The sequence below is a fragment of the Flavobacteriales bacterium genome (assembly GCA_020635795.1).
Lineage (GTDB): Bacteria > Bacteroidota > Bacteroidia > Flavobacteriales_E > Vicingaceae > Vicingus.
This window is the reverse complement of the sequence record JACJZD010000001.1, coordinates 1,163,187-1,181,039: the sequence shown is the minus strand read 5'-3', so window position 1 is coordinate 1,181,039 and position 17,853 is coordinate 1,163,187. Positions and strand designations below refer to the sequence as shown.

Here is a 17,853-nt window from a genome sequence, read left to right as displayed (position 1 = left end):
TTGTATTAACGGTAATAGCAGAATTAAGTGTTTCAAAAAATAAAAAATAATTCAGTAACTTCGGTTTTTAACAACAATTTCAACTTATGACAGCAATCTCTACATCCAACCTAGCGTTTTTACAAAATTTAAAGAAAAACAACAACCGCGATTGGTTTAATGAAAACAAGAAAGAGTACGAAAAACATCATGCTGAAACCATTCAATTTGCTGATGCTGTTTTAGCAGAAATGCAAAAACACGACAACATTGAAACCATGAACGGTAAAAAAAGCTTGATGCGTATTTATCGTGATATTCGTTTTTCGAAAGATAAATCACCTTACAAAAACAACTGGGGAGGCGGATTTAAACGTGCGACAAAAATGTTGAGAGGTGGTTATTATTTTCATATTGAGCCTGGTGCTTGTTTTGTTGGAGGTGGATTTTGGGCACCTAACCCTGCCGATTTACTTAGAATAAGACAAGAAATATCGATGAACTCGGCAGAATTTAGAAAAATCATTACCAATAAATCGTTTAAAAGCATTTTTGGTGAGTTGCAAGGCGAAAAACTTAAAACCGTTCCGAAAGGATTTGACAAAGAAGATAAAGCGTTAGATCTGCTTCAATTCAAACAATTTTTAATCTCCAAATCATTTACCGATAAAGAAGCTACATCGCCAGACTTTTATTTAAAAGTGAACGAAACGTTTAAAGCCATGCGTCCGTTTTTGGACTTTATGAGTACTGCATTAACGACTAACGAAAACGGTGAGCTGTTGAGTGATTTGTAGACGCTAACAATGTCATTTTGAGTGAAAATCTGTAAGATTTTTATATCGAAAACAAATCGTTTCTTCTATCCTTCGACAGGCTCAGGATGACAATAGAAACACTAGAAATTAAATACTCTTGAAATATTAAATCCTAACTTGTATTCTCCTTTATCCCATGATGAATTGGTATTTGGAATAAAATCGTTTTCTATAATTCCAGCCGAATTTGTAATGTTTACATGAAAAACATGACCTCCTGTTTCAAATTCAAAACCAACACCTAGAGCATCGTAATAATTGTTTTTACTATCTCTAAACTCATCAAAGGGTAAAAAGTAGTCAATAACAAAAGATGTTCGTTTAGTAATTTTAAACCTACCTCCAAAACCTAAAGCAAACAAGTCATTTTTATCTGTAGATTTATTTTCAGGGTGCAATTTAGTTTTATCTACAAAGTTTCGGTGAACAAAAGTTGGAAGAACTTCTAACGAAATGGCATTACTGATTTTACTAGCTATAATTAACTGATGAGTAAACGAAAACCTATTTACAAATTTATCTTGTGGAATGTTTTGTATTGGAGTAACAGCGGCACAACCATAATAAGCAGCAGAAATAGGCATTCCACTTGTTTTTTGCTCCAAAAATCGATACTTAATGTTTCCATCAATGTGTTCTAATGTTTTGCTTCTACCTATTCCAATACTTATTTTATCAGTTAAACCATAGTCAAACGAAAAACGAATGTTTGACGCATTATCTAATCCATACAGTGTATGGTCGCCCACTGGGTTACCAATTTCCATGTTGCCAAAACGGTGTGTAATTCTAAACTCTAAAGTTTTCTTTTTGGTTGTTTCTATCGTGTTTGCATTAATCAATTTAATACCTTTAAAAGTAGTTTGAATCTTTTCTGGCTTATCGTTAGAAAATTCACTATTTAATTGGTCCATCAAATCAGCCTGAGCAAATAATGTGAAGCTCATGAACATTGATAGTGTTGTTAGAATTAATTTCATCGTAATATTTTTAGTTTAGTGTAGATGAAACAGTTACTTCTACTTCTTCTGCTATATTTTTTATAACTACTTTAGGTATTTTCACCTTGTGGTCATTTAGTTTTACCTTAAATGTTGATTTAACACTAACAATCCCATTTTTTACAATCAATTCAACATCAATATCTCTTGGTTGATCTACTCCGTGTATATTTAAAATTCCAGATGCAATAACATTGTAAGTTCCGTCTTTTAAGTAATCAACAACTCCTTTTACAGTTCCTTTAAAATAAGCCGTTTTATACTTGTCACTTTCCATATAGTTTTCATTAAAATGAACTTCCATCAATTCTTTTTCAAATTTAAAACCAACAATTGGAACTACAAAAGCAAATTCGTTTGTTTTGATATTAATTAATGCTTTAGCATCGTTATTTACAGCTTTGATATCTTCAACAGGAGTTGCCGAAAAAAAAGCTATTTCTGTTTGAGAAGATTTTATAACTTGTGCCGATAACTCAATACCAAGTAATACAAGCAGAAGTAAAAATAAATTTTTCATGATTGTTTTTTTAGTTAACAACAATTGTACCCGACATACTTATACCGTGGACATCGCAGACATAAGAATAATTACCAGGTGTATTGAAAACAAATGAATAATTCCAAGGAGCTGCAGCAGGCGAATTACCAAAACTAACAGGATTACTTGGATAAGTAGCCTGTGTTCCATTAACATTATGAAAACCAGCAATATTATCCCAAAGAACAGTGTCTCCTTGATTTATGGTTAAAGAAGCTGGAGTAAACACCATTCCAGATGCAGTAACCGTATGTTTCTGATTTACAGTGTTTGTTGGAGTTATTTGCGTCTTCTGTAATTCTGCCTCTTCTAAGGTATTGTAAACACAACTAGTAAAAAACGAAAATAAGATTATACACAATGTTAATTTCAAATATCTCATCGAATTATTCAATTATTAATTTATCTTCAAACGTATTGTTTGCATCAATTTCAACTGATAAGATATAAATACCTTTTGATAAATCATTAATAAAATATTTTTCAGCAGGTTTAAATGTTTTAACTAATTCGCCCGTAACGCTGTATAACATTACATTTTGGTAAGATTTTTTTGAGCTAACAGTAAAGTATTCACGCGAAGGATTCGGAAAAACACTTACCATTTTATCATCATTCAATTCATTTATTGCCGTACCTGTTTGGACATTTATAGTTCCTGACATTCCAGTACCATGCACATCGCAATGATAATTATATGAACCAACTGTATTAAATACGTGAGTATAAGTCCATGGAGCACCAGCTGCACCATTACCAAAGTTTTCAGGGTTTGATGGGTATGTTGCTTGAGTTCCATTTACATTATGAAATCCAGAAATATTGTTCCATTGAACCGTATCTCCTGGATTTATATTTAGAGTTGGAGGTGTAAACGTCATACCTGAAGCAACAACAGTGTATTTTACCTGTGCTTTAACACTGGTAGAAGCGATGATTAAACTTAATGTGATTAAAGCGAAAAATGTATTTTTATTCATGGTTAATTGATTTTGATTAATAATAACTTATTAATCAAAAATAGCTAAAATATGATAGCCGTCATATTTTATTTGTGAAAGTTTTCGTAAAGCGAAACATCTAACAAATGAGAAGGAGATACATTTTTTAAACTGGTTAGAATAATCGAAGATCGATCAGGGTATTTTTCTTCCCATTCTTTTAACATTTTTTTTACTTCTTGCCGCTGTAATTTTGGTTGCGACCCACACAAATTACAAGGTATTATTGGAAACTCTTTGTAATTGCTAAAAATTTCAATGTCATTTTCTTTACAATAAGCCAAAGGCCTAATTACTTCAAACCTACCATCATCGGTTGTATATTTTGGCGGCATGGCTTCTATTTTTCCTCCAAAAAATAAGTTCAACAAAAAGGTTTCTATAATGTCTTCTCTATGATGACCCAAAGCCAATTTATTGCAATTAAGTTCTTGAGCTGTAGTGTATAACCTACCTCTTCTTAAACGAGAACATAAACTACATGTTGTTTTTCCTTCGGCTATTTTTTCTTTAACTACCGAGTAAGTATCTTGTTCAACTATTTTATATTCAACACCTAATTTAGATAAATAGTTAGGCAGTACTTCTTCAGGGAAACCGGGTTGTTTTTGATCAAGATTAACTGCTACCAAATCAAATTGAATATCGCTTGTTTTTTGGTAGTGCATCAATACATCTAACAAGGTGTAACTATCTTTTCCTCCCGATAAGCAAACCATTATACGGTCACCATTTTGTAGCATAGAATAATCTACAATGGCATTCCATGTTGCTGCTCGAAGTTTTTTGGTAAGTTTTTGATAGTCGATTGTTTCTAATGTTTGCATATATGCAAATTTAGAACATTTTTATTCCTAACATACTAAAATGAGTACCTGTAGCAATAATTATTGAAGATATAATTACACCTGTACTAACTGCTATAAAAGACTGTCGACGATTTAAGTTTAAAATAGATGCAGCAATAGTGCCCATGTAAGCACCAGTACCGGGCAGCGGAATCATTACAAAAATCATTAACCCCCAAATACCATACTTTTTTATGTTATCTCCCATTAATCTTTTAGAACGACGAGCCAATTTCACCACATATCTTCGATAAAAATGAACACTCCACAATTTTTTGTTGGAATAAGTAATTAAAGCAAGTAATAAAGGGAAAACTAATAAGTTACCAATAACACCTACTGTTAAAGCTAAATACGGATTTAAATCATTGATTATTCCATAAGGAATACCTACTCTTCCTTCGCCTAAAGGTGATAAACTTAATAAGAAAGTAAATAAAATATCGGCAAACATTAAACAATATATAAGGAGAGTAAATTTAATAACTTTTCCTTCACATTAAGATAATCTTGACTTATAATCGACGTAAGTGAACTTTTTTACTAACTGATACTTATTTTCTTTCGTCCAAATTGCAATTGAAGGGTGTGAAACTCCATTAAACATGTTTGATTTTACCATGGTATAATGAATCATATCGTCAAAAACCATTCGGTTGCCTATTTTTAGCTCGTTTTCAAACGAATATTCAAACATGTAATCACCAGATAAACAACTTGTTCCACCAATTCGATACGTTGGTTTTCCTTTAACAGGATCAGTTGCTCCCCATATTTTTGGACGATAAGGCATTTCTAAACAATCGGGCATGTGAGCAGTAAATGAAACATCTAACATGGCAGTTTTTACTCCATTGTTTTCAACTACATCTAACACTTGAGAAACCAAATAACCTGTTTGCCACGCGAAAGCTGAGCCTGGTTCAAGAATAACATGAACATTTGGGTAACGAACTTTAAAAGCTTTTAATACACTAATTAAATGCTCAACATTATAATCTTTTCGTGTCATCAAATGTCCACCACCAAAGTTCACCCATTTGGCCTGTTTTATTAGGTGTCCAAACTTTTTTTCAAAAGCTTCTAATGTTTTTTCCAAAGTATAAGAATCGTTCTCACACAATGCATGAAAATGAAGTCCGTCAATGCCTTCAGGTAATTTATCTCCAAAATGCTCGGAAGTAACACCTAGACGAGAGTTTGGAGAACAAGGATTGTACAATTCAGTAGTTACTTCAGAATATTCAGGGTTTACCCTAATTCCAATCCCCACACCTTTAGCTATACATTTACTTTTATATTGCTCAAATTGCGTTAAAGAATTAAACGTCAGAACTTCTGAATAATCCAACAACTCGTCGATTTCGTTTGGTGCAATAGCCACAACATACGAATGCGCTTTGGTTTTCATTTCTTCAAAACATAACCTTGCCTCAAACAATGAACTCGCAGTAGCACCTTTAATGTATTCTCTCACTATTGGAAATGTGCTCCACATCGCAAAACCTTTAAATGCCAAAATAATTTCAACATCAGCTTTATCGGCTACACTTTTTATTAATGACAAATTACGTCGAAGTAATTCTTCCTCAACAATATAACAGGTTTCGGGAATTTTGGATAAATCAATACTCATAAGCCCCTCCCGACCTCCCCGAAAGGGAGGAGTTCCCATCGCCATTGCCTAAAATGGTACTTTGAATTGACAATATTTCTTTACTACAGCCGATTGATTTCATTACAATTAATTTTACACCTCTAGAGAAGCCCCTCCATCGGAGGGGTTGGGGAGGCTCTTAAACCTCTAAATCAATATCATGCAATTCAACCCAAGGTAATCCTTGTTTGTTTAATTCAGCCATAAATGGATCTGGATTAAATTCTTCCACATTAAATACTCCCGCACCGTTCCATTCTCCTTTTAAGAACATCATTGCACCAATCATAGCTGGAACACCTGTTGTGTAAGAAACACCTTGAGTACCTGTTTCTTTGTAAGCTACTTCATGTGAACAGTTGTTGTAAACGTAGTACGTTTTTTCTTTTCCGTCTTTAATACCTTTAATTCTACAACCAATAGAAGTTTCTCCCGTGTAGTTCTCACCTAAATCACCTGGATTTGGCAATACTGCTTTTAAAAATTGAATTGGCACAATCTCTTTACCTTCATACATAATTGGGTCGATACGCGACATGCCAATGTTTTGAATTACTCTTAAATGCGTTAAATATTCTTGTCCAAATGTCATCCAAAAACGAGCTCTTTTTAAGGTTGGGAAGTTTTTAACCAACGATTCTAATTCTTCGTGATAAATCACATATGACTCTTTTGGTCCAATGTTCGGGTAATTAATAGGTTGGTGAATTTGATGTGGTTCAGTTTCTACCCATTTGCCGTTTTCCCAGTACTTACCTTTTTGAGTAACCTCTCTAATGTTAATTTCTGGGTTAAAGTTGGTAGCAAAAGCTTTACCATGGTCACCAGCATTACAATCTACGATATCCAAATAGTGCATTTCATCAAAATGATGTTTTGCTGCATATGCAGTATAAATTGCGGATACACCTGGGTCGAATCCACAACCTAAAATGGCTGTTAAACCCGCTTGTTTAAATCTATCTTGATAAGCCCATTGCCAGCTGTATTCAAATTTTGCCTCATCAATAGGTTCGTAATTTGCTGTGTCTAAATAATGTACACCTGCTTCTAAACAAGCATCCATAATGGTTAAATCCTGATAAGGTAAAGCTAAGTTCATACAGATAACTGGTTTGTGTTTTTTAAACAACGCTACCAATTGTGGAACCACATCTGCATCAACTTGATCAGTTGTAATCGTAACCCCTAAATCTCTTTTTATTGATGCTGCAATAACATCACATTTCGATTTTGTTCTACTGGCTAAAACGATATCCGTAAAAACATCAGTGTTCATTGCACATTTGTAAGTTGCAACCTGTCCTACCCCTCCTGCTCCAATAATAAGTACTTTTGACATATCTTTTATTTATTTTTAAGTCTACGAAATTAATTGTTTTTGATGAATTAATAAAGTTGAGCTACTTGCTCTTGGATTTTTTCGTTTTCGATGTACTCATCATAAGTCATCTCTTTGTCAATACATCCGTTAGGTGTTAATTCTATAATTCGGTTTGCTACAGTATTGGTAAATTCGTGGTCATGCGATGTAAACAACACGGTTCCTTTAAAATCTTTTAAGGCATTGTTAAACGCAGTAATCGACTCTAAATCCAAGTGATTGGTTGGTTCATCTAAAATCAATAAATTTCCTTCGGCAAGCATCATTCTTGAAGTCATGCAACGAACTTTTTCACCTCCCGACAATACATTTGATTTTTTAAATACCTCTTCGCCAGAAAACAACATTTTACCTAAAAATCCTCTGATATACACTTCATCTTTCTCCACAGAAAACTGACGTAGCCAATCAATTAAATTGTAATCGGCAGTAAAATAATGTGAATTTTCATTAGGTAAATAGGCTGTTGTAATGGTTTGTCCGTATGTAAACTCGCCTGTATCTGGCTTTATTTCTTCCATCAAAATTTGAAACAACGAAGTGGTTGCCATACTATTTTTAGAAATGAAAGCAATTTTATCGCCTTTACGTACATTCAAATTAAAATCTTTAAACAGACCCGATTTGGATAAATTGGTGGCGTGTAAAATTTGGTCGCCTGCTTCTCTACTTTGATTAAAGATAATGGCTGGGTATTTTCTAGTAGAAGGTTTAATTTCTTCAAAATTGATTTTATCCAACATTTTTTTACGACCAGTAGCTTGTTTCGACTTAGATGCATTGGCACTAAAACGGGCAATAAACTCTAACAATTCTTTCTTTTTATCTTCAGCTTTTTTGTTAGCCGATTGTTTTTGACGTAAAGCTAATTGGCTACTTTCATACCAAAATGAGTAATTACCCGTGTAAACACTTATTTTACTAAAATCGATATCGGCAATGTGTGTACAAACCGTATCCAAAAAGTGTCTATCGTGAGAAACTACAATAACCGTATTTTTAAAATCCATTAAAAAATCTTCTAACCACGAAATGGTATGAATATCCAAATCGTTGGTAGGCTCATCTAAAATTAAAATATCCGGATTACCAAACAACGCTTGAGCCAACAATACTCTCACTTTTTGGTTACCGCTAATGTCTTTCAATAAACTATAATGATGTTCCTCTTTTATTCCTAGACCGCTCAACATGTTTGCTGCATCCGATTCTGCATTCCAGCCATCCATTTCAGCAAATTCTGCTTCTAATTCGGCTGCACGTAATCCATCAGCATCCGAAAAATCTGGTTTAGCGTAAATAGCATCTTTTTCTTGCATTACTTTCCATAGTTTGTCGTAACCCATCATTACAGTATTCAACACTGTTTGTTCGTTAAACTTGTTGTGGTCTTGACTTAAAACGGCTAAACGCTTGCCTGGGTCTATTGAAATATTACCCGAATTAGGCAATAATTCGCCCGATAATATTTTTAAGAAAGTAGATTTTCCGGCACCATTTGCACCAATTACTCCGTAACAATTCCCTTCGGTAAACTTAATGTTTACTTCATCGAATAAAACTCTTTTTCCGTATTGTAAGGAAACATTATGTGCTGCAATCATATCTAATCTATTTAATTAAAAAGGATTGCAAAGTTAATAGAAATTAAACTAATTGTGATAAATGATTATATTTACTCGTATTTATTAAAAAATTATGCGATTAATACTTTTATTTATTGGAATTTATTTTCATACTAGAGTTTATTCTCAAAATACAGATAAAGCTTATTTACATATTGGTAATGTTAAAGTAGAATACATTATGTCTAGAGTACATAGTTATGATATCTATGGGGATTTTTTATATTCAACTAATCAAACAGACAAAATTGCCAATAATTTCAACCCTATAACTGAAAATCAAAAATTCATAAAAACATATCCTCATTATGAATATTATACTCAATATGATGAGTATGGGGAAGAAATAAATATTAAAAAAATAATAGAAGATTCTATAAGAGTTGATTTATTTTTGGGTGAGATTAATAAAGACACATTACTCAAAATCTTATCGAATCCAATTCTATTTAGAATTGACACTAATACATTTGAGACTAATTTCACTATTCTGATTGCAAGTAAATTGTCCTTTCAAAAAATTATTAAAGGAGAATATTCTTGGCTTACGATGTTAAAATATGAACTAAATCTTCTTTCAGAGCATGATTTAGTTATTTTAACTTCAATCAATGTAATTGACAATAATTCTCTTAATTGGAATTGGAGAAACTATATAACTAAATTTTACTGGAAGATAAAGGACTAAATCTCCTGCTTTGAGTAATAAGCGTGTTTAATTAACACATCCATAGGTACTACTTCAAGTGTTTTTTCGTTGGTAGCTTCTAGCACTACTTTAGGTGCAAAACCACGTTCGTGAGCATCTAAAAATCGAGAAGCACATAAACACCATTTATCGCCTGCTTGCAAACCTGGAAAACCCCAGTTTGGATGTGGAGTGGTTAAATCATTACCACTTTCTATCGAAAATTTTAAAAATTCGTCGGTTACAATAACACAAACAGTATGTACACCAAAATCAGTTTCGTCGGTATTGCAACACCCATCTCTAAAATATCCTGTAACAGGATTATTACTACAAGCTATAAGAGGTTCTCCGAATACATTTAATTGTTGTTCCATAATTATAAACTATTTAATAAAGTTGTTAAATCTGCATCAGAAATTGAAGTCATTTCTACATCAATAGTAGTAGCCCCACTAATAGTTGTACTTTGATAAAAGTGAAATAATTCTCCTGATGATTTCATACCAATTAAAATTATTTTAATACTTGTTCCGTTTGGTACTAAACCAGAAACTGTATTGTACACTTGCATAACCGATTTAGTTGCTGGAAAATAAATAAAAGCTCCTACATTTTGTAAATTATCGGTTTCTGAAGTAAATGTAATGTTACTTCCAGCTCCATTGTTAGCCAAAAAACCACAATTTAACCAACCCAATCGAGGCACATCACCAATATAGCCATAAGAATCTGTTCCAAAAACGGGGTTTACTGAAGTAGTAACTCCAAGAGAAGAAGGATTATCTGTCCAATCGGTGAAACCACCACCATCAAATCCTAAAAATTCTCTCATGTAATTTTTAGGTGCTGAGTTTGGCATCATTACTCGATAAAAACACGATGGTTTTAACAATAAATCTTGTCCATTTTTTACTGCTCTAACACGAATTTCGCCATCTGTTTCTAAAATATTACCCCCAGCAACAGTGGGAATTTGCCAATAAATCATGTCTTTAGGCGTGTATAACTCAACCAATTTAACTGTAAAAGGAAAACCTACTGTATCGCCATTTGGAAACATTAAACAATCTTTACCAGCTAACAAATGAGTTCCTTGATTACCTGTAATGGTATCGTTTGACGTACCTGTTATTTCAAACTCTTGTTCTTGTTGTTTTTTGGTGTCCAAATAATCGTTAATTGGAGCATATTCGTTTTTTTCTTTTTTCTCTATACGGTCTTTTTTACAAGATGTAGCTACTGCTAAAAGAATTACAATAAGAACTGAAAGGTTTATTTTTTTCATAAAAAAGTTTTTTAACTATTAACGATAAGCAGGACAAATGCCCTCTCCACCTCTTCTGCCACCTTTATTTCCGCCACTACAACCAAAAACATAAAGCAAGCCAAGTCGTAAATGCGTTTCCATAAATTTAATGTTGTAACGATATTCTAAGAACGGACGAAGGCACTTATTGGTTGTAATACCTATTCCACCTTCTGCATTCCAGTTGGTTGGTTCCGCATCTTTTAAAGCTGATTCATCATAATCGTTCCATTTGTTGTAAGCTCCATGAAGCAAAACATAATAATTAAGCTTATTGCCTCTCCTAATTTTATATTCAAGGGCCATCCCAATCATGTATTCGTTTATTTCTCCCCAACCTGGGTAATAAGTGAATTGAGGTACAAAACTTAGTTTATTGTTTGGAAAAAAGTTTGCTCTTGCTCCTATTCCAAAACTTTCTGTTTGGAAATTATACATTGCTGAAGCTCCTAATCCAAAGTTTTGACTAAACATTGAAAGTGAACTTGTTAATAAAACAAAAGCTATTAAAAATTTACGCATTGTCCAAAAATAATGAATCAATACAGCACAAACCAGACCACTTTTAAAATTTTACTAACACTTGTTACGTTTTACCAAAACTTCTATAACGTTGTTTAGTTTATAACCTTTGGCTTGAAGTAAAATTAAATAATGAAACAACAAATCAGCGCTTTCATTTAAAAACAATTCATCATTATTGTCCTTTGCTTCTATAACAACTTCCACCGCTTCTTCTCCTACTTTTTGAGCAATTTTATTGATGCCTTTTTTAAACAAATCATTCACATACGATTTCTCGTTACCAGATTCTTTACGTTGCTCAATAATGGATTCCAGTTGATTTAAAAAACTTAAATCATTTGAATTTTTATCTCCCCAACAGGTATCCGTTCCTTTGTGACAAGTTGGTCCGTTTGGGATTACTTTAATTAACAAGGTATCATTATCACAATCGTTTTCGATGCTTATTAAGTTTAAAAAATTCCCACTTTCTTCACCTTTGGTCCACAATCTATTTTTACTACGACTAAAAAAAGTAACTTTTTTGGTTTCTATCGTTTTATCCAACGATTCTTGATTCATGTAACCCAACATCAATACTTTATTGGTGTTATTGTCTTGAATAATTGCGGGTATTAACTCTTGTTCGTTTAATTTTAGTTTCATATTTTTCTTTTTTTCTCCCTTGAAGGAGGTTAGGTGGTTGAAAATCACCCCTCTTAATCTCCCCTCAAGGGGAGAATTTAAATTCTTACAGGTATATTGTTTCTTCTTAATTCTTTTTTTAATTGATTAATCTCTATTTCTTTAAAATGAAATACACTTGCTGCTAAAGCTGCATCAGCATTACTCTCATTAAAACAATCGATAAAATGCTGAATGTTTCCTGCTCCACCAGAAGCAATAATAGAAATATTAACCAATTTAGTTAATTGAGCTAGAGCCTCATTAGCAAAACCATTTTTTGTACCGTCGTTATCCATTGAAGTGAATAAAATTTCCCCTGCCCCTCTTTGCTCCACTTCTTTTGCCCAATCAAACAAATTTAATTCAGTAGCTACTTTTCCACCAACCAAATGAACTTTCCATAGTCCATTAACTTGTTTTGCATCAATAGCAACAACAATACATTGTGAGCCAAATTTATCAGCCAATTGGTTAATTAAGTTTGGATTTTTTACTGCCGACGAATTGATAGAAACCTTATCTGCACCCGATTTTAATAACAACTCTACATCTTCTACTGATGAAATTCCTCCACCAACAGTAAATGGAATATTGACTTGTTCTGCTACTCTTTCAACCAATTTGAGTAAAGTTTTTCGTTTTTCTTCCGTGGCTGAAATATCTAAAAAAACCAATTCATCAGCACCTTCATTTGCATAAATCTTCGCTAATTCTACAGGGTCGCCAGCATCAATCAAGTTAATAAAGTTTACACCTTTAACTGTCCTGCCATCTTTAATATCTAAACAAGGTATGATTCGTTTTGTTAACATATTAATTGATTTTATAGTTAAATTTTTCCAATTCTTTTAAGCTGATGTTTCCTTCATAAATGGCTTTACCGATAATTGCTCCGTAAATATTCATTTCAACTAGCAAGTCTAAATCAGCAATGGTAGTAACACCTCCACTAGCCACTAATTTTAAATCAGGAAAAACTTGCATCATTTCTTTATACAATTCTATTGAGGTGCCTTGCAACATACCATCTTTTGCAATATCAGTACAAATTACGGTATTCAAACCAAGTTGCTTATATGTTTGGATAAAAGGAAATAATTCTAATCCTGAATCCTCTTGCCAACCACTAACCGCTATTTTTTTGTTGTTTACATCAGCTCCTAAAATGATTTTATCAGTACCATATTTTTTAATCCAAGATTTAAATAAATCAGGATTTTTAACAGCTATACTCCCACCTGTAATTTGAGTAGCTCCTGCATTAAAAGCTACTTCAACATCTTTATCGGATTTTAACCCGCCACCAAAATCAATTTTTAATTTGGTATTAGAAGCAATGGTTTCCAATACTTTGTGATTAACAATTTGATTCGATTTTGCTCCATCTAAATCAACCAAATGTAAAAATTCTATTCCACTGGCTTCAAATTGTTTAGCTACTTCTAATGGGTTTTCGTTATAAGTCTTTTTTGTAGTATAATCGCCTTTGGTTAAACGAACACATTTTCCATCGATGATATCTATTGCAGGTATTATTCTCATATTTATTTTTCTTTAAGTGTCAGTTCGAGTAGTTTTTGATTTTGGTTCTCGATACATTCCAACATAAGTTGAAATACTCGAACTGACAAAATCAAAAATTGTATCGAGAACTAGTTATAGCATTAAAAAGTTTTTTAAAATCATTTCGCCTTTATCTCCACTTTTTTCGGGATGAAATTGGCATCCATAAAAATTATCTTTTTGCAATGCAGCCGAATAGTTTATTCCGTACTGAGCCTTGGCAATGGTTTCTTTTGCTAACGGAACGTAATAACTATGTACAAAATACATGAATTCATTTTCTTGTAACCCGTTAAATAGTTTCGATTTTAAATCAACAATAGTATTCCATCCAATTTGAGGAATTTTATTGGCTGAACTAAATTTCAATACGTTCAAATCAAATATCCCCAAGCCATTGGCATCGCCTTCTTCCGAATATTTACACATCAACTGCATACCCAAACAAACCCCTAAAACTGGTTGTTTTAAATTTGGAATTATTTTATCCAAACCAACTTGTCGTAATTTTTCCATTGCAGCATTGGCATGACCAACTCCAGGAAAAATTACTTTGTCAGCCTTACAAATCAATGCTTCGTTATTGGTTAGAATGGCTTCTACACCCAATCGTTTCAATGCAAATTGAACTGATTTGGTATTACCTGCTCCATAATCTATTAATACTATATTCATTTTTCTTATTTTATCGTCATTTCGAGCAAAGTCGAGAAAATCTTCTTGTTTATTTGTAAGATTTCTCCATTTCGTGTTACTTCAGTCGAAATGACACTAACCTATAACATTCCTTTAGTTGATGGTAGCTGCATATTGTTTACATCTCTTTTTTTAGCCATTTTTATCGCTTTCGCAAAAGCTTTAAAAATAGCTTCAATTTTATGGTGTTCATTTACCCCTTCTGCTTTTATATTCAAATTACATTTAGCACCATCGGTAAACGATTTAAAAAAATGAAAAAACATTTCGGTTGGCATTTTACCTATCATTTCACGTTTAAATTCAGCTTCCCATTCCAGCCAATTTCTACCGCCAAAATCAATAGCCACTTGAGCCAAGGAATCGTCCATTGGCAAACAAAAACCATAACGCTCAATGCCTAATTTGTTGGCTAAAGCTTTATTAAAAACCTCACCCAAAGCAATGGCTGTATCTTCAATGGTGTGGTGTTCATCGACTTCTAAATCTCCTTTTACCCTTATATCCAAATCTAACGAACCGTGTCGAGCAATTTGATCCAACATGTGATTAAAAAAGTCAATACCAGTGTCGATATTTGCCTTTCCAGTTCCATCTAAATTGAGTTTGATTTCAATGTCCGTTTCGTTGGTTTTTCTTGATATCTCAGCAGTTCTATCAGCCAGTTTTAAAAACTCATAAATGGTTTTCCATTCAGTGGTCTTTAAAATTTGGGTTTCGTTTTTATAATTCAACGCTGCATCATTACTAATTAATATTCCTTTAGCACCTAAATTATCTGCCAGTTCAATGTCTGTAAGCCTATCTCCAATTACAAACGAATTCGTCAAATCATAATTTCCATTCAAATATGCCGCAAGTAACCCTGTTCGTGGTTTACGGGTTGGAGCATTATCTTCTGGAAAACTTCTGTCTATTAAAACATCTTTAAATAAAATCCCCTCGTTCTCAAAAGCTTTCATCATTTTGTTATGAGCTGGCCAAAAAGTTTCCTCAGGAAAAGATGTTGTTCCTAATCCATCTTGATTGGTAACCATTACCAATTCGTAATCTAATTCTTCAACTATTCGGCTCAACCATCGAAAAACTCCTGGATAAAATTCTAATTTTTCTAAGCTATCCAACTGATAATCAATTGGAGGTTCTATAACCAATGTCCCATCTCTATCTATAAAAAGTACTTTTTTCATAACTTAATTTCTTTTAATGCTGCAATTAATAATTGGTTTTCTTCAGGTGTTCCCACAGTTATTCTTAAACAGTTTTCACACAAAGGTTCTTTGGTTCTGTTGCGAATTACTATTTGTTTTTTAATTAATTGATTATAAATTCCAGTTGCATCAGTTGTTTTAATTAATACAAAATTAGCCTCTGAAGGATAAACTTTTAGTACAAATGGGAGTTTGGCTAATGATTTACTTAAAAGCTCTCGCTCTTCTATTACTTCATTTTTATACCTTTCGTTTTTATTTTTTAAGATATCAATAGCTTTATTTTGGGTTAAACTATTTACGTTGTAAGGCGGTTTTATTCTATTTAAAATTGCAATTATATCTTCCGATGCAAAGCACATTCCAAGACGTATTCCAGCCATCCCATAATACTTTGAAAGTGTTTGTGAAACAACAAGTTGATTGTATTCACTTAATTTTTCAATACAACTAACTTTTGTAGAAAAATCGATATAAGCTTCATCAACTACAACTAAACAATTAGTGTTATTCAATAACCTTTCTATTACCTCAAAATCGATAACATTTCCAGTTGGGTTATTGGGCGAACACAATAAAATCAGTTTGGTGTTTTCATCAACAACTTCCAAAATTTTATCTGCATTCAAACTAAAATCTTCTTCCAATAAAACTTCTTTCAGTTCAACATTGTTAAGGTTAGCCAACACTTTGTACATCCCATAACTTGGTGCTGTTATTACCACATTATCTTGTTTTGGCTCACAAAAAGCACGAAATAATAAATCTAGTACTTCATCGCTACCATTCCCTAACATCATATTTTTAGCTGCCACTCCTTTAAGTTCAGCCAAAACTGACTTCAAATCATTTTGATAGGGATCAGGATACCTATTTACGCCATTGTTGTAAGGGTTTTCGTTGGCATCTAAAAACAAACCATCTAAACCACTAAACTCATCACGAGCAGACGAATAAGGTTTCATTGCTGCGATATTTTCTCTTATTAATTGATTTATATTCATTTCGTATTACTTTTTAACTTTCCACTTTCAAACTTTTAACTCTAACTGTTACCGCATTTTTATGCGCTTGGAGCAATTCAGCCTCAGCCATTAATTCTATTGATTTTCCAATATTTAGAATTCCTTCTTTTGTTATTTTTTGAAAGGTAATTTTCTTTACAAAAGCATCTAAATTTACCCCACTAAATGATTTCGAAAACCCATTGGTAGGCAAAGTATGGTTTGTTCCCGAAGCATAATCACCCGCACTTTCTGGGGTGTAATTTCCAATAAATACTGAGCCTGCGTTAATAATGTTTTGAATGTATTCATCCTCATTTTTAACAGCTAATATTAAATGCTCTGGGGCATATTCGTTCACAAAGTCAATCGTATCTTTTACGCTTTCTAAAACTACTAGTTTTGAGTTTGTTAGGGCTTTACGAGCTATTTCTTTTCGAGGCAACTGTTCCAATTGAGCTTCAACTTCTTTTTCAATAGCTTTTATCAGCACCTCATTATTTGCAATACAAATTACTTGGCTATCCGTACCGTGTTCGGCTTGCGACAATAAATCGGAAGCAACAAAAGCTGCGTTTGAGCTCTCATCAGCTACCACTAATAGCTCTGAAGGTCCGGCTGGCATATCAATTGCCACCCCTTGCTGAAAAGCTTCTTGTTTTGCTGCTGTTACATACTGGTTTCCGGGTCCAAAAATTTTATACACTTTAGGAATACTTTCAGAACCATAGGTTAACGCTGCAATGGCTTGTATTCCGCCAACTTTATAAACCTCTGTTATACCTACCAATTTTGCAACATACAATATCTCGTTTGCTATTTTACCTTCTTTATTTGGAGGAGTACACAAAACAACTTTTTTACATCCAGCAATTTTAGCAGGAATTGCCAACATCAACACGGTAGAAAACAAAGGCGCAGTTCCTCCTGGAATATACAATCCTACGCGTTCAATTGGGCGAGATTCTTGCCAGCAAAATACTCCATTAGTTGTTTCTACCACTTGTTTTTCTTGCTTTTGTATATTGTGGAATTTCTCAATATTACTTGAGGCAAGTTTTATGGCTTCTTTCAACTCATCACTCACTTGTTTTTCAGCAACAGTAAATTCAGCAGCAGAAACGCATAAAGATGATAAATTAACCTTATCAAACTGATTGGTATAGCTTTTTATAGCCTTATCTCCGTTTAGTTTAACTTCATTAAACACTTGTTTTACCAATGCTGATAAATCTGCCGCTTCAACAGCTGGTCGAGTTGTTAATTCACTCCAATTGGTTTTGGTTGGATTTATATACTTTTTCATCTTGGTTTTAATTTAACTTATTTTTCATACC

Annotated in this window: 21 protein-coding genes; 2 read left to right on the top strand and 19 right to left on the bottom strand. The window is 33.0% G+C overall.

The window, feature by feature from the left end; translation table 11 throughout:
- Positions 1 to 86 precede the first annotated feature (86 nt).
- The gene (locus H6589_05190) at positions 87 to 776 is read left to right on the top strand and encodes a DUF2461 domain-containing protein (GenBank protein ID MCB9173983.1); all 690 of its coding nucleotides are present in this window, start codon (positions 87 to 89) and stop codon (positions 774 to 776) included.
- A gap of 101 nt (positions 777 to 877) precedes the next feature.
- Here the strand turns inward: H6589_05190 and H6589_05185 are convergent, their stop codons facing one another.
- The 9 genes from H6589_05185 to H6589_05145 form a co-directional block, all read right to left on the bottom strand.
- Complete coding sequence (locus H6589_05185; protein MCB9173982.1) at positions 878 to 1,777, bottom strand: hypothetical protein; 900 nt, start codon at positions 1,775 to 1,777, stop codon at positions 878 to 880.
- 10 nt (positions 1,778 to 1,787) lie between these two features.
- Positions 1,788 to 2,318, bottom strand: a complete 531-nt coding sequence (locus tag H6589_05180) for a YceI family protein (GenBank protein MCB9173981.1) — start codon at positions 2,316 to 2,318, stop codon at positions 1,788 to 1,790.
- Between the two features lie 10 nt (positions 2,319 to 2,328).
- Entirely contained in the window at positions 2,329 to 2,721 is a 393-nt protein-coding gene (locus H6589_05175) for a hypothetical protein (GenBank protein MCB9173980.1), read from the bottom strand.
- A gap of 4 nt (positions 2,722 to 2,725) precedes the next feature.
- Positions 2,726 to 3,319, bottom strand: a complete 594-nt coding sequence (locus tag H6589_05170) for a T9SS type A sorting domain-containing protein (GenBank protein MCB9173979.1) — start codon at positions 3,317 to 3,319, stop codon at positions 2,726 to 2,728.
- Positions 3,320 to 3,387: 68 nt separating this feature from the next.
- Entirely contained in the window at positions 3,388 to 4,167 is a 780-nt protein-coding gene (gene ttcA, locus H6589_05165; protein ID MCB9173978.1) for a tRNA 2-thiocytidine(32) synthetase TtcA, read from the bottom strand.
- A 10-nt stretch (positions 4,168 to 4,177) separates the two neighbouring features.
- Positions 4,178 to 4,642, bottom strand: coding sequence for a small multi-drug export protein (locus tag H6589_05160; protein MCB9173977.1), 465 nt, complete (start codon positions 4,640 to 4,642; stop codon positions 4,178 to 4,180).
- 45 nt (positions 4,643 to 4,687) lie between these two features.
- A complete protein-coding gene (gene nspC, locus H6589_05155) occupies positions 4,688 to 5,824 on the bottom strand; it encodes a carboxynorspermidine decarboxylase (protein MCB9173976.1) in 1,137 nt (378 codons plus the stop codon).
- A 160-nt stretch (positions 5,825 to 5,984) separates the two neighbouring features.
- Entirely contained in the window at positions 5,985 to 7,187 is a 1,203-nt protein-coding gene (locus H6589_05150; GenBank protein ID MCB9173975.1) for a saccharopine dehydrogenase family protein, read from the bottom strand.
- Positions 7,188 to 7,234: 47 nt separating this feature from the next.
- Complete coding sequence (locus H6589_05145) at positions 7,235 to 8,833, bottom strand: ATP-binding cassette domain-containing protein (protein MCB9173974.1); 1,599 nt, start codon at positions 8,831 to 8,833, stop codon at positions 7,235 to 7,237.
- Between the two features lie 94 nt (positions 8,834 to 8,927).
- On the opposite strand from H6589_05145, the gene H6589_05140 reads away from it, so the two are divergent.
- On the top strand, positions 8,928 to 9,542 hold the full coding sequence (locus H6589_05140) for a hypothetical protein (protein ID MCB9173973.1): 615 nt from the start codon (positions 8,928 to 8,930) through the stop codon (positions 9,540 to 9,542).
- On the opposite strand, the gene H6589_05135 is transcribed toward H6589_05140, so the two are convergent.
- The 10 genes from H6589_05135 to hisD all read right to left on the bottom strand — a co-directional run bounded on the left by H6589_05135 (position 9,539) and on the right by hisD (position 17,822).
- Positions 9,539 to 9,919, bottom strand: coding sequence for a DUF2237 domain-containing protein (locus tag H6589_05135; protein ID MCB9173972.1), 381 nt, complete (start codon positions 9,917 to 9,919; stop codon positions 9,539 to 9,541). The genes H6589_05140 and H6589_05135 overlap by 4 nt on opposite strands.
- A 2-nt stretch (positions 9,920 to 9,921) precedes the next feature.
- The gene (locus H6589_05130) at positions 9,922 to 10,830 is read right to left on the bottom strand and encodes a hypothetical protein (GenBank protein MCB9173971.1); all 909 of its coding nucleotides are present in this window, start codon (positions 10,828 to 10,830) and stop codon (positions 9,922 to 9,924) included.
- 18 nt (positions 10,831 to 10,848) lie between these two features.
- A complete protein-coding gene (locus H6589_05125) occupies positions 10,849 to 11,373 on the bottom strand; it encodes an outer membrane beta-barrel protein (GenBank protein ID MCB9173970.1) in 525 nt (174 codons plus the stop codon).
- Positions 11,374 to 11,427: 54 nt separating this feature from the next.
- On the bottom strand, positions 11,428 to 12,021 hold the full coding sequence (locus tag H6589_05120; protein MCB9173969.1) for a bifunctional phosphoribosyl-AMP cyclohydrolase/phosphoribosyl-ATP diphosphatase HisIE: 594 nt from the start codon (positions 12,019 to 12,021) through the stop codon (positions 11,428 to 11,430).
- 77 nt (positions 12,022 to 12,098) lie between these two features.
- Entirely contained in the window at positions 12,099 to 12,854 is a 756-nt protein-coding gene (hisF, locus tag H6589_05115; protein MCB9173968.1) for an imidazole glycerol phosphate synthase subunit HisF, read from the bottom strand.
- A gap of 1 nt (position 12,855) precedes the next feature.
- Entirely contained in the window at positions 12,856 to 13,584 is a 729-nt protein-coding gene (gene hisA / locus H6589_05110) for a 1-(5-phosphoribosyl)-5-[(5-phosphoribosylamino)methylideneamino]imidazole-4-carboxamide isomerase (GenBank protein ID MCB9173967.1), read from the bottom strand.
- 114 nt (positions 13,585 to 13,698) lie between these two features.
- Positions 13,699 to 14,280, bottom strand: a complete 582-nt coding sequence (gene hisH, locus H6589_05105) for an imidazole glycerol phosphate synthase subunit HisH (GenBank protein MCB9173966.1) — start codon at positions 14,278 to 14,280, stop codon at positions 13,699 to 13,701.
- A 101-nt stretch (positions 14,281 to 14,381) separates the two neighbouring features.
- Positions 14,382 to 15,491: a bifunctional histidinol-phosphatase/imidazoleglycerol-phosphate dehydratase HisB gene (gene hisB, locus H6589_05100; protein ID MCB9173965.1), complete on the bottom strand. Its 1,110-nt coding sequence runs from the start codon at positions 15,489 to 15,491 to the stop codon at positions 14,382 to 14,384.
- A complete protein-coding gene (gene hisC, locus H6589_05095; protein MCB9173964.1) occupies positions 15,488 to 16,516 on the bottom strand; it encodes a histidinol-phosphate transaminase in 1,029 nt (342 codons plus the stop codon). The genes hisB and hisC overlap by 4 nt, the downstream gene beginning before the upstream one ends.
- A gap of 13 nt (positions 16,517 to 16,529) precedes the next feature.
- Positions 16,530 to 17,822 (bottom strand): histidinol dehydrogenase, encoded by a 1,293-nt coding sequence (hisD, locus tag H6589_05090; protein MCB9173963.1) that lies wholly within the window; start codon positions 17,820 to 17,822, stop codon positions 16,530 to 16,532.
- Positions 17,823 to 17,853: the final 31 nt, after the last annotated feature.

Bases quoted from the DNA above. Each gene is read 5' to 3' on its own strand.
- H6589_05190 (MCB9173983.1), top strand. From the start codon at position 87: ATGACAGCAATCTCTACATCCAACCTAGCGTTTTTACAAAATTTAAAG.
- H6589_05185 (MCB9173982.1), bottom strand. From the start codon at position 1,777: ATGAAATTAATTCTAACAACACTATCAATGTTCATGAGCTTCACATTA.
- H6589_05180 (MCB9173981.1), bottom strand. From the start codon at position 2,318: ATGAAAAATTTATTTTTACTTCTGCTTGTATTACTTGGTATTGAGTTA.
- H6589_05175 (MCB9173980.1), bottom strand. From the start codon at position 2,721: ATGAGATATTTGAAATTAACATTGTGTATAATCTTATTTTCGTTTTTT.
- H6589_05170 (MCB9173979.1), bottom strand. From the start codon at position 3,319: ATGAATAAAAATACATTTTTCGCTTTAATCACATTAAGTTTAATCATC.
- ttcA (MCB9173978.1), bottom strand. From the start codon at position 4,167: ATGCAAACATTAGAAACAATCGACTATCAAAAACTTACCAAAAAACTT.
- H6589_05160 (MCB9173977.1), bottom strand. From the start codon at position 4,642: ATGTTTGCCGATATTTTATTTACTTTCTTATTAAGTTTATCACCTTTA.
- nspC (MCB9173976.1), bottom strand. From the start codon at position 5,824: ATGAGTATTGATTTATCCAAAATTCCCGAAACCTGTTATATTGTTGAG.
- H6589_05150 (MCB9173975.1), bottom strand. From the start codon at position 7,187: ATGTCAAAAGTACTTATTATTGGAGCAGGAGGGGTAGGACAGGTTGCA.
- H6589_05145 (MCB9173974.1), bottom strand. From the start codon at position 8,833: ATGATTGCAGCACATAATGTTTCCTTACAATACGGAAAAAGAGTTTTA.
- H6589_05140 (MCB9173973.1), top strand. From the start codon at position 8,928: ATGCGATTAATACTTTTATTTATTGGAATTTATTTTCATACTAGAGTT.
- H6589_05135 (MCB9173972.1), bottom strand. From the start codon at position 9,919: ATGGAACAACAATTAAATGTATTCGGAGAACCTCTTATAGCTTGTAGT.
- H6589_05130 (MCB9173971.1), bottom strand. From the start codon at position 10,830: ATGAAAAAAATAAACCTTTCAGTTCTTATTGTAATTCTTTTAGCAGTA.
- H6589_05125 (MCB9173970.1), bottom strand. From the start codon at position 11,373: ATGCGTAAATTTTTAATAGCTTTTGTTTTATTAACAAGTTCACTTTCA.
- H6589_05120 (MCB9173969.1), bottom strand. From the start codon at position 12,021: ATGAAACTAAAATTAAACGAACAAGAGTTAATACCCGCAATTATTCAA.
- hisF (MCB9173968.1), bottom strand. From the start codon at position 12,854: ATGTTAACAAAACGAATCATACCTTGTTTAGATATTAAAGATGGCAGG.
- hisA (MCB9173967.1), bottom strand. From the start codon at position 13,584: ATGAGAATAATACCTGCAATAGATATCATCGATGGAAAATGTGTTCGT.
- hisH (MCB9173966.1), bottom strand. From the start codon at position 14,280: ATGAATATAGTATTAATAGATTATGGAGCAGGTAATACCAAATCAGTT.
- hisB (MCB9173965.1), bottom strand. From the start codon at position 15,491: ATGAAAAAAGTACTTTTTATAGATAGAGATGGGACATTGGTTATAGAA.
- hisC (MCB9173964.1), bottom strand. From the start codon at position 16,516: ATGAATATAAATCAATTAATAAGAGAAAATATCGCAGCAATGAAACCT.
- hisD (MCB9173963.1), bottom strand. From the start codon at position 17,822: ATGAAAAAGTATATAAATCCAACCAAAACCAATTGGAGTGAATTAACA.